The following is a 9,422-nucleotide window of genomic DNA, read 5'->3' on the forward strand; positions in this document are numbered from 1 at the left end:
CCCCTGGCACCCCCGCCCGGCGCCACCTTCGGGCAGGGCGCACCCCCGGCCGGGCAGCCACCGTTCGCCCCGGACCAGCCCCCGCACCAGGCACCGGGTCAGGCGCCGCACCAGCTTCCGCACCAGGCCCCGGGTCAGGCCCAGGACCAGCTTCCGCACCGAGCGCCGGGTCAGGCGCCGCACCAGCTTCCGCACCAGGCGCCGGGTCAGGATCCCGCGTACGGGCAGGGGCAGGACCACGGCCAGGACCACGGGCAGGGGCAGGGGCAGGACCAGAGACCGGGCTCGCGGGCCGGGCGGCACCGGGCCGCGCTCCCCGCGGCCGGCGGCGACGAGGAGGCCACCGCGTTGATACCGCAGGTGGAGACCACGACGCAGATACGAGCCGTGCCGGCCGGGCCCGGACCCGGCCGGGTGGACAGCGAGGGGGCGACCCAGCTCATCCCGCCCGTCCCGGCGGACGGCGGCGGCGACCCCGAGGCGACGGCGAAGCTGCGGGTGGTCACGGCGCCCGCCCCCGGCCCGCGGCCGGGGCAGGGCATGCGGCACGCGCAGCGTGCCCAGAACGCGCAGAGCGCCCAGAACGACCAGAACATGCAGGCCACCCAGGCCATGCCCACCGTTCCCGACGACTTCGACAACCTCTTCCGCACCGCCGCCTCCCACACCCCGCAGGACCCGCGGCAGCCACCGCCCTCCCGGGGGACCGCGGGCCGGCGGCGTTCCCCCGCCCTGGTCATCGCCGCCGTCGTCATCGGCTGCGCCGTCCTCGGGCTCGGCGCGGGCGCCGCGCTCAGCGGAGGCGGCGACGGCGGGGAGGAACCGGCCCCGGAGAACAGCGCGAGCGCCCCCGAGGGCGAGGAGGAGCCGGGCCCCGAGGCCGCCCCTCCGGACGGCGAGGGCGCCGCCGAGCAGGCCGAGGCCCTCTCCGCCCTGCTCGACGACAGCAACGACAGCCGCGACTCGGTCATCCAGGCCGTCGCCGACATCAAGGGGTGCGACCGCCTTCCCCAGGCCGCCGCGGACCTGCGAGCCGCCGCGGAGCAGCGCAACGGCCTGGTGACGCGCCTGGAGGAGCTGGCGGTCGACCAGATCCCCGACGGCGCGGCGCTGTCGACGGCGCTGACCGAGGCGTGGCGGGCGTCGGCCGAGGCCGACGAGCACTACGCGGTCTGGGCGGACGAGGCCAGGACCAACCCCCAGGTGTGCCGGGGCGGTCAGGCCGCCCACACCGAACGCGCGTCCCAGGGCGACGCCGCCAGCGGTCGTGCGACCGAGGCCAAGGAGCGCGCGGCCGGGCTCTGGAACCCGGTGGCGGGCGAGCACGGCCTGCCGGAGAGGGCGGCGACCCAGCTGTGACCGCACAGGCTTCCGAAAGGTCTTCCCGACACGGGCGCCGTTCCCCCACCATGGCAGGCATGCCGCTCAACGACATGCCGTGGTGGCGCTGGCGCACCAATGTGCGCTCGGCGCTGCACATGCTCTCCGACCCCGCGTTCCACCAGAACTGCTGGGTGCCCGGCGTACCGGGTTACGGCGACATCACCGACGCCGTCTACCGCCTCGTCGAGGACACCTGGCTGGACAACTGGTCGGCCGAGAAATACGTCGGCACCGTCTTCCGGGACAGCCAGGAGGCCGCGCTGGTGGACGTCGCGGTGCTGCGGGTGCTGCGGATCATGCACCAGGTCGGCGCCGACGCCCCCGTCACCGCGTACCTCCAGCACCACGGCTGGTCCGAGGCGGTGCGCGCGGCGCGCGAGGCGCATGTGCGGCTCGCGGCCGGCGACGGCGACGACCCCGACACGCCCCCGCGCTCCCTGGACGAACTGGCCGCCGCGATGCACATCGTCTGAGCGGCTGTGCCAGGCTAGGGCACCATGACCGCCGAGCAACGAGACGAGTACGTGCTGACCCTGTCCTGCCCGGACAGGCCAGGCATCGTGCACGCCGTGTCCAGCTTCCTGTTCACGGCCGGCTGCAACATCGAGGACAGCCAGCAGTTCGGTGACCGCGGCACCGGCCTGTTCTTCATGCGCGTGCACTTCTCGGCCGTCGGGCCCGTCACCCCGGAGAGGCTGAGGGCCGACTTCGCGGCCGTCGGGGAGGCGTTCCGCATGGACTGGCAGCTGCACCCGGCCGACGAGAAGATGCGCGTGGTGCTGATGGTCAGCAGGTTCGGCCACTGCCTCAACGACCTGCTCTTCCGCACCAGGATCGGCGCCCTGCCCATCGAGGTCGCCGCCGTCGTCTCCAACCACACCGACTTCGCCGAGCTCGCCGCCTCCTACGCGATCCCGTTCCACCACATCCCCGTCACCGCCGAGACCAAGGCGGAGGCGGAGGCGCGGCTGCTGTCCCTCGTGGAGAGCGAGAAGGTCGAACTGGTGGTCCTCGCCCGCTACATGCAGGTCATCTCGGACGACCTCTGCAAGCAACTGCCCGGCCGCATCATCAACATCCACCACTCGTTCCTGCCGAGCTTCAAGGGCGCACGCCCCTACCACCAGGCGCACGCCAGGGGCGTGAAGCTGATCGGGGCGACGGCGCACTATGTGACGGCCGAGCTGGACGAGGGCCCGATCATCGAGCAGGAGGTGGAACGCGTCGGGCACGACGTCACCCCGCGCCGGCTCGCCGCGGTCGGCCGGGACGTGGAGTGCCAGGCCCTGGCCCGCGCGGTGCAGTGGCACAGCGAGCGCCGCGTCCTGCTCAACGGCTCCCGCACGGTGGTCTTCGCCTGAGCGGCGGCACTCCGGGCCCCCGGGCCCCGGCCCCCGGCGTTTACCAGCTCACAGGCTCACGGGCTCACAGGCGCGAGAGCGCCGCGGCGGCCGAGAGCACGTCGTGTATGAGCGCCGGGTCGCCCTCCATGCCGGAGGCGGCCTCCTCCGGGGTCGTCCGCCCGGCGGCGAGCTGGCAGAAGACCACGTCGTCCAGCGCCACATGGGCCACCGCCTCCGCCGCGCCCCGCTCGCCGGGGCCCGAGACGCCCGCCGCGGGCGAGTCGACCGGGATGAACCAGTGGCCGCCGCCCGAGCCCTCCACCTCCAGATGGAGCGTGCGCCCCGGCGCGCCCACCCGCGTCAGGCGCGTGGGCGAGATCGCGAGCCCCGCGCGCCGCCGTGACGCGATGCTGGCGGGCAGCCGCCGCGCCGCCAGGTCGACCAGCAGCCGCAGATGCGGCCCGTACGGCGGGTCATAGGGGTACTCGACCGCCTCGGCGATGTCCCCCGCGTGCACCCAGCAGGCGAACGCGCGGTCGAGGAACGCGTCCGACAGCGCCACCGCGTCGCCCTCCCCGGGGAAGCGGCCCTCGTCGCCCAGGGCCGAGCGCGGGATGGTCCGCTGGCCCGGCTCCCCGCCGAGCACGGCCGCGGTGCGCAGCAGCGCCCGCGACTGCTCCCGCCACACCGGCCAGTCGCCCGCGCCCGCCGCGCGCCAACGCGCCAGCGTGCGTTCCACCGGAAGCGCCCCCTCGGTCCCCGGCCCGTCCTGGTCGTCCGCGGCGGGGGACGCCGCCCGCGGGGGCGGGTCGGGCAGCCCGGCGGCCCGCGCCAGCAGCCCGTCCACCGCGAGGAGATGGCCGACCACGCCCGCCACCGTCGTGGCCCTGCTGCCCCAGGTGTTCCCCTCGAACCAGCGCAGCTCGACCGGCGTCGCCCACTCGTCCTCGGCCATGTCGTTGAGCAGCGCGTCGAGCCGCGCCGTCTCCTGGTCGAAGGGCGCCGCCCACGCGGGCAGCGGCTGCCGCGCCGGGCGGCGGGAGAGGCAGCCTTCCAGCACGCGGAGCCGCAGGTGGGGGTCGAGGTCGAGGCTGCGCTGCGGTTCGAGCAGCAGCGCCGCGTCCCGCAGCCGCAGGGCCTCGTCGGCGCACGGGCCGCAGTCGCCCAGGTGCCCCTCGACGCGCTCGGCCTCGCCGGGGGAGCACGCGGCCAGCGCCCAGGCGCCGAGGAGCGCCCCCACGTCCTGGTGGTCGCGCGGGCCCGAAGCGGCGGACATGGGCTCGCCCGCCTCCCGCCGGCGAGGGGGCGAAGCCCGGGAGGGCCCGGTGTCCTGGTGAGCGCCTCCGCGGGGCGCGCGGGGCACGGGGACGCGGGCGGCGTCGGCGGGCCACGGCGCGGCCTGGTCGCCGTCCCCGGCGGAGGGCGTGGTCACCGTGTCCCCCGGGCGGGCGGCTCTCCGCGGCCGCCCGCCGGGTACCCGGCGGCGGAGGAGAGGAGCTGGAGCCCGAGGCGCAGCCGTCTGCGGGCCTCCGCCTCGCTGATCCCGAGGCGCTCGGCCATCCGCCGGTAGTCCTGGCGCTGGAAGTGGGTGAGTTCGAGCGCGTCGCGCAGCGGGGCCGGCATGGCGGTCACGATGTAGTCCGCGCGGGCCGCGGTGGAGGCGGCGCGGACCTGCGCCTCGGCGCCCGCGGCGTCGCCGGGGGCGCCGCCGGCGGTCCTGCCGCGCAGCAGGTCGACGGCGGCCTGGTGGGCCTCGGCGGCGATCCAGGAGCGCATCGGGCCGCGCTCGGGCTCGAAGTCGTGGGGCGACTCCCAGAGGCGGGCGAAGACCTCCCGGGTCACGTCGCCGGCCCCGGCCTCGCTGTCCGGGGTGTTGTCCAGGATCCGCTGGGCGATGCCGAACGCCAACGAGGCGAACCGGTCGTAGAGCTCGGCCAGGGCCGCCGCCTCGCCGAGGTGGAGCCGCTGCCGCATGTCGCGGTCCCAGTGCGGCGGCGTTTCGTGCGCCATCCGGCCTCCATACCCGCTCGGCTCCGCCGTACGACAACCTCCGGCCCTGCTCGTACGTCAAATGTAGTGTGCGGTGCTGTCGACGCGCGCCCCCGCCAAGGGGGTTCACCGTCCGAGGGGCGTGGGACGCGTGACGGCCACGAAACTGGGCAGGGCGCACAGGGAGAGAAGGAAAACGGACACGGACAGGCACAGAGGATCACAGAAGGGGCCCCGGCGCGTGACGTTGAAGGTGCAGGGCGAGCAACGGGGGGAGTGGACCGTGCTGCGGGTCGTCGGCGAGTTGGACATCGCCACCTCACCCGGCGTGCGCCAGCGCGTCCACGACGCGGTGGCCGACGGACGAAGACACCTGGTGCTCGACCTCTCCGAGGTGCTCTTCTGCGATTCGAGCGGCGTCGGGGTCCTGGTGGCCGCGCGCCGTCTGATGCGCTCGTGCGCCGGTGAGCTCCGGCTGATCCTCCCGGCCCAGGGCGCCGAGGACGGCTCCCACGTCAACCGCGTGCTCGCCGCCCTCGGCGTGCGCCGTCTGTTCGACTGCTATCCCGATCTTCAGGCCGCCGCGGGGGAGACGGGGACGCCGCTCTCGGCCTGACCCGGTGCCGCGCCCGCCCCCTCGGTGTTCGAGCCGGCGCGCGAGGGGGGTCGCACAGTTCGCCCCTGGCTTACTCCTTTGCGCCGGAATATTCCTCAAGCACTTGTTGTCCGACTCGCCCGTCAATCATGCTGTGCTGAGCCGGGGTTGTGCCTCGGTGTGAGGGGATTTGTCCGCCCGGTTCGGAGCGTGTGCACGGTGCAGGAGCTGGAAGAGCAGTTGGAGGTCGCCCCCGAGCCCGCCGAGGTGGGCAGGGCCCGCCGGTGGGTGCGGGCGCAGCTGGGACGGGGGCAGCCCTGCCCCGCGCGCCCGGACGAGGCGCAGAAGGACACCCTGGTGCTGCTCGTCTCGGAGCTGGTGACGAACGCCGTGGTGCACACCGGCAGGCCGGCGGTGCTCCGGCTCGCGGTGCGACGGCAGCCCGCCCCCGGCAGGAACGTTCCGGTCCGCCTGGAGGTCGTGGACCGGGACGGCCGCGCGCCCAGGCCCCGGCGGGCCGAGGACGAGGAGACCTGCGGGCGCGGTCTCGAACTGGTGGAGGTGCTGGCCGACCGGTGGGGCTGGCAGACCGAGGGGCCGGGCAAGCGCGTGTGGTGCGAGCTGGACTGCGCCCCCGCGGAGGCGCGTGCCGTGGAGCCGCCGCGGCGGGGCGGTCAGGCGCCGGAGGTCGGCGGCAAGGTTCCGGCCAGGTATTGACGTGGCGTGGTTGCTTGATCACCCTAAGGAAGGGTTCCGTCCGGCGCGTTGGAGGCCGGGTCGGCGGAACCGGGTGATCCGCGGCGAGGGGACGCCGAGGCTGGTCCTCGGCGAGTGCGCGATCACCGGGTCCCCTCCCCGCACGGGGAGGGGCTTCCCCGCCCCCGCGGGGGCCGGATCAGAGCCGGCGGGTGATGGCGGTGGCGATCTTCGGGGCGTCCCTGGCCAGTTCGCGGAGCATGCCGCTGATGGGATTGGTGTAGCCGGTGAAGAAGAGGCCGGGCGCCGCCGGGTGGGTCTCGCGGCCGTGCACCAGGGGGCGGCCCCGGCCGTCGAGCACGCCGAGGTGGCCGACCAGCGGTTCGAGGCCCCGCCGGTAGCCGGTGGCGGCGATCACCACGTCGGGGCGCACGGTCGCGCCGTCCGCCAGGGTGACCGCGTCGCCGTCGAACGAGACGACCGCGCCGACCGGTTCTATCCGCCGCTTGCGCACGCCGCGCACCAGGCCCGCGTCCAGCACGGGGATCGCGCCCTCGCGGACCCGCGAGTACAGGCCGGTGCGGGCGCGCGGCAGTCCGTAGGGGGTGAGGTCGGGCAGCAGCCGCTCGACCGGGCGGGCCAGCCGGTCCACCAGCCCGGCCGGCAGCCGCCGGCAGGCGATGGCACTGGCCTGGGAGGGCCAGCCGAGCGTGGAGCGGCGCAGGATGTGGGGGACGGTGCGGACGGCGAGCCTGACCCGGCCCGCCCCGCCGAAGGCCAGGTCGGCGGCTATCTCGGCGCCGGTGTTCCCGACGCCGACGACCAGGACGTCGCGGTCCTCGAACGGTCCCGGGTCCCGGTAGCGGGCGGCGTGCAGTAACTCGCCGGTGTACGTCTCGCGGCCGGGCCAGTCCGGCACCCGGGGCGTGTGGTTGAAGCCGGTGGCGACGACGACCGCGGAGGCGCGCAGCTTGCGGCCGCCGTTGGCGTGCAGCACCCACTCGTCGTCGGGTCCCGGCCGGTCGACGCGGGAGACCTCGACGCCGGCCGCCAGGTCGAGGCGGTGGTGGCGCGCGTAGGTCTCCAGGTAGCGCACGAAGTCGTCGCGGCGCACCCACCGCCCGGCGGAGCGGGGGATGGGCAGGCCGGGAAGCGAGGACCAGCGGCGGGTGGTGTGCAGCCTGAGCCGGTCGTAGTGGCCGCGCCAGGAGGCCCCGACATCGTCGGCCTTGTCCAGCACCACGGCGCGGATCCCCAGGTCGGCGAGAGCGCCGGCGGTGGCGAGCCCTCCGGGGCCCGCTCCGATGATGTGCACGGGCGACGTCGGCATGGACATGAGCATACGCAGCCGGTCCGCCACTCATCAGGTGGCGGACCGGAGGTGGCGGACCGGTCGGTGGGCGGGGGACGGCGCCGTCCCGGAGACAGGGGCCGGGCGGCGGCTCCCCCCAGCCGTGGGGGCACCCCCGGGCGGAGCCCGGGGAGGCTGCTGGGCTGTGCCCCCGACGCGGCGCCCCTAGGAGGCGGGCTTGCGGCCGGTGACGCCGAGGTGCACCAGCAGGGTCAGCGTCGGCTTCAGCTCGGCCTGCTTGGCGCCGAGCGCCTGGAGGCTCTTGGGCTGCGAGGAGACCGCCGCCAGCATGGTGACCAGCGAGCCCGCGATGGCGGCGGGCGAGGGGCCCTGGTCCGCGCCGCGGCCCTTGGTGCGCATCCCCTCGATGGACTCGGCCAGCGGCTTGACGACCGCGCCCTGCACCCGGGTCCTGATACGGACGAAACGGCGGTCACCTTCGGCCGCTCCAAGGTCAATAACGCGCAGGATAGCGTCATGTTTTCGCCAGAAGGAAAGGAAGCCGTCAACCAGCTCTTCCGCGGTCGTCCGGCCCGCCTTGCCGGTCCACGAGCGGCCGGCGACGAGCTCGGAGAGCTCCGCGCTCTCCTTGATCGTGCCCTCCGCGATCTCCAGGACCGCGGCCTCCACATCGGGGAAGTATTGATAGAAAGTCGCAGGTGAAGTGCCTGCTTTGCGGGCCACGTCGATGACCCTGACGTCCCGGTAGGGAGAGGTCCCCAGCATCTTGCCGAGGCAGTCGAGGAGCTTCTGCCGCGTTGCCTGACCGCGTCGCCCTGCGACCCGGCCGTCAACGGTTGTCACCTGTCCTGTCATGCCAGTCAGCTTATCGACGCGTGATCTAGGCGCGATTTGATCGCATCCGATCGGGGTGATGAGAGAAGATGGCCGGTTCGGCGCGGTTTCGGCTGATCGGGTCATCGGGGACATTTCCCTCAATCCAGACCCCCGGGTTCGCCACTGTCGGTCCCGGGGGGAAGAATCGACTCGTGAGTCCGCGGTACCGCGCGGCGATGAGATGCTGCACGGGGCGGAGAATCTGCGCCCGTACGGGGAGGTGTCCAGCACATGGTGGAGCAGCTGACGCAGCACGATCCGAGGAGGATCGGGCCGTTCGAGGTGCTCGGCCGGCTCGGCGCCGGGGGCATGGGGCTGGTCTACCTGGCCCGTTCCGCGTCCGGCCGCCGGGTAGCGATCAAGACGGTGCGCAGCGAGCTCGCGGAGGACCAGCTCTTCCGGGTGCGCTTCACCCGCGAGGTGGAGGCGGCCCGCGCGGTCAGCGGCTTCTACACCGCCGCCGTCGTCGACGCCGACCCCAGGGCGGCCGTGCCCTGGCTGGCCACCGCCTATGTGCCCGCCCCCTCGCTGGAGGAGATCGTCACCGAGTGCGGCCCGCTGCCCGCGGGCGCCGTGCGCTGGCTGGCCGCGGGCATCGCCGAGGCGCTCCAGTCCATCCACGGCGCGGGCCTGGTCCACCGCGACCTCAAGCCGTCGAACGTGCTGGTGGTGGAGGACGGCCCCCGCGTCATCGACTTCGGCATCGCCTCCGGCGTCTCGAACACGCGGCTCACCATGACGAACGTCGCCGTCGGCACCCCGGCGTACATGTCGCCCGAGCAGGCCAGGGACTCCCGCAGCGTCAACGGCGCGAGCGACATCTTCTCCCTCGCCTCCACGCTCGTCTTCGCCGCCACCGGCCACCCTCCCTACCACGGGGGGAATCCGGTGGAGACCGTGTTCATGCTGCTGCGCGAGCGGCCCGACCTGACCGGCCTCCCCGACGAGCTGCGCGGGATGATCGAGTCGCTGATGGTCCACAAGCCGGAGGACCGCCCGTCCCCGGCCGATCTCCAGGCGCAGCTCGCGCCCCACCTGTTCGCCGCGAGCGACGACAGCGGCAGCGCCTCGGCCTGGCTCCCGCCGAGCGCCGTCGCGCAGATCGAGAGCCGCCGCGGCCGGGGCCCGCAGATCCCGGCGCCCGAGGTGCAGCACGCCGCCGTGGCCGCCCGTTCCGCGCCGCCGCCGATGCCGACCACCCCGCCGCCGGCGCCGCCCCCCTCGCTTC

The 9,422-nt window shown here is 74.7% G+C and carries 11 protein-coding genes; 6 read left to right on the forward strand and 5 right to left on the reverse strand.

The genetic code is table 11. The features are described from left to right. Positions 1-303: hypothetical protein (locus ADY01_RS27405; protein WP_049578880.1), on the reverse strand; the 303-nt coding region annotated here is incomplete at its 3' end. Positions 304-360: 57 nt separating this feature from the next. On the opposite strand from ADY01_RS27405, the gene ADY01_RS27410 reads away from it, so the two are divergent. The 3 genes from ADY01_RS27410 to purU are packed head-to-tail and all read left to right on the forward strand — an operon-like array spanning position 361 to position 2,744. Then, positions 361-1,359 (forward strand): hypothetical protein, encoded by a 999-nt coding sequence (locus ADY01_RS27410; RefSeq protein ID WP_053171265.1) that lies wholly within the window; start codon positions 361-363, stop codon positions 1,357-1,359. 50 nt (positions 1,360-1,409) lie between these two features. Further along, on the forward strand, positions 1,410-1,856 hold the full coding sequence (locus ADY01_RS27415; protein ID WP_049578882.1) for an SCO4402 family protein: 447 nt from the start codon (positions 1,410-1,412) through the stop codon (positions 1,854-1,856). A 24-nt stretch (positions 1,857-1,880) separates the two neighbouring features. Next, complete coding sequence (gene purU / locus ADY01_RS27420; protein ID WP_049578884.1) at positions 1,881-2,744, forward strand: formyltetrahydrofolate deformylase; 864 nt, start codon at positions 1,881-1,883, stop codon at positions 2,742-2,744. A gap of 64 nt (positions 2,745-2,808) precedes the next feature. Here purU and ADY01_RS27425 read toward each other — a convergent pair whose 3' ends face one another. Both ADY01_RS27425 and ADY01_RS27430 read right to left on the reverse strand, forming a co-directional pair. Beyond that, positions 2,809-4,002: a zf-HC2 domain-containing protein gene (locus tag ADY01_RS27425; RefSeq protein ID WP_049578898.1), complete on the reverse strand. Its 1,194-nt coding sequence runs from the start codon at positions 4,000-4,002 to the stop codon at positions 2,809-2,811. Positions 4,003-4,154: 152 nt separating this feature from the next. Continuing rightward, entirely contained in the window at positions 4,155-4,736 is a 582-nt protein-coding gene (locus tag ADY01_RS27430; protein WP_049578886.1) for a sigma-70 family RNA polymerase sigma factor, read from the reverse strand. 220 nt (positions 4,737-4,956) lie between these two features. Between ADY01_RS27430 and ADY01_RS27435 the strand changes: the two genes are divergently transcribed. Then, positions 4,957-5,331 (forward strand): STAS domain-containing protein, encoded by a 375-nt coding sequence (locus ADY01_RS27435; RefSeq protein ID WP_049578888.1) that lies wholly within the window; start codon positions 4,957-4,959, stop codon positions 5,329-5,331. 198 nt (positions 5,332-5,529) lie between these two features. Then, a complete protein-coding gene (locus ADY01_RS27440; RefSeq protein ID WP_049578900.1) occupies positions 5,530-6,027 on the forward strand; it encodes an ATP-binding protein in 498 nt (165 codons plus the stop codon). Between the two features lie 178 nt (positions 6,028-6,205). Here the strand turns inward: ADY01_RS27440 and ADY01_RS27445 are convergent, their stop codons facing one another. Then, positions 6,206-7,342, reverse strand: a complete 1,137-nt coding sequence (locus ADY01_RS27445) for a flavin-containing monooxygenase (RefSeq protein WP_234320432.1) — start codon at positions 7,340-7,342, stop codon at positions 6,206-6,208. A gap of 180 nt (positions 7,343-7,522) precedes the next feature. Further along, positions 7,523-8,173 carry a TetR family transcriptional regulator gene (locus tag ADY01_RS27450; protein WP_049578892.1) on the reverse strand — a complete coding sequence of 217 codons (651 nt, stop codon included), beginning with the start codon at positions 8,171-8,173 and terminating at the stop codon, positions 7,523-7,525. Positions 8,174-8,425: 252 nt separating this feature from the next. On the opposite strand from ADY01_RS27450, the gene ADY01_RS27455 reads away from it, so the two are divergent. Further along, the coding region (locus ADY01_RS27455) for a serine/threonine-protein kinase (protein WP_049578894.1) at positions 8,426-9,422 on the forward strand (997 nt) is incomplete at its 3' end.

The sequence above is a fragment of the Streptomyces sp. SBT349 genome, assembly GCF_001083795.1.
Taxonomy (GTDB): Bacteria; Actinomycetota; Actinomycetes; order Streptomycetales; family Streptomycetaceae; genus Streptomyces.

Bases quoted from the DNA above. Each gene is read 5' to 3' on its own strand.
- ADY01_RS27425 (WP_049578898.1), bottom strand. From the start codon at position 4,002: ATGTCCGCCGCTTCGGGCCCGCGCGACCACCAGGACGTGGGGGCGCTC.
- ADY01_RS27415 (WP_049578882.1), top strand. From the start codon at position 1,410: ATGGCAGGCATGCCGCTCAACGACATGCCGTGGTGGCGCTGGCGCACC.
- purU (WP_049578884.1), top strand. From the start codon at position 1,881: ATGACCGCCGAGCAACGAGACGAGTACGTGCTGACCCTGTCCTGCCCG.
- ADY01_RS27445 (WP_234320432.1), bottom strand. From the start codon at position 7,342: ATGTCCATGCCGACGTCGCCCGTGCACATCATCGGAGCGGGCCCCGGA.
- ADY01_RS27450 (WP_049578892.1), bottom strand. From the start codon at position 8,173: ATGACAGGACAGGTGACAACCGTTGACGGCCGGGTCGCAGGGCGACGC.
- ADY01_RS27430 (WP_049578886.1), bottom strand. From the start codon at position 4,736: ATGGCGCACGAAACGCCGCCGCACTGGGACCGCGACATGCGGCAGCGG.